Raw genomic sequence first — 497 nt, 5'->3', positions numbered from 1 at the left:
CATGACAAAGCGGGCGAAGATGTAGCGCGAGTGGCCGAGCACCAGGGAGAACAGCCAGACGATGCGGGTCATCCCCGGCTCGTCGCTGAAGGTGGTGACGAAGCGGGCGAAGTCGACCTGGGCCTGCTGGCCGGGCGGCGTCTCGAAGCGGATCTCAAAGGGCCTGTGATCGGCGGGACGGGTTGTGGCGAGGAAGCGCTTCACGGCCGTGTAGGCGCCCTGGTACCCGCACTCGCGGATCTCGCGGGTGAGCCGGACTGCACTCAGGTCTGGGAAAGCGGCGATGCGCTCGCGCAGGTAGTCGCGGTAGGGCGCCAGCTTGCCGGGGCGTTCGACCTGGCGTGGGCCATAGGCCGGCGGCTCGAGACCATGGGCGATGTACTTGCGGATGGTCTTGGGATCGCGCCCGGTGCGGCGGGCGATGGCTGAGATGGACAATCCCTGACGGTGAAGGTCGAGGATCATAAGCATTTCTCCAAGCTGGATCACCGTCGCCG

1 protein-coding gene is annotated in these 497 nt (G+C 66.6%); it reads right to left on the bottom strand.

Annotated elements, in window-relative coordinates; all coding sequences use genetic code 11:
* The coding region (locus C7G61_RS43260) for a helix-turn-helix domain-containing protein (RefSeq protein ID WP_145963861.1) at window positions 1–489 on the bottom strand (489 nt) is incomplete at its 3' end.
* Window positions 490–497 lie beyond the last annotated feature (8 nt).

The organism is Bradyrhizobium algeriense (assembly GCF_003062295.1).
GTDB classification, from domain to species: domain Bacteria; phylum Pseudomonadota; class Alphaproteobacteria; order Rhizobiales; family Xanthobacteraceae; genus Bradyrhizobium; species Bradyrhizobium algeriense.
The sequence above is the reverse complement of the archived record's forward strand: the minus strand, read 5'-3'. Positions and strand labels throughout refer to the sequence as shown.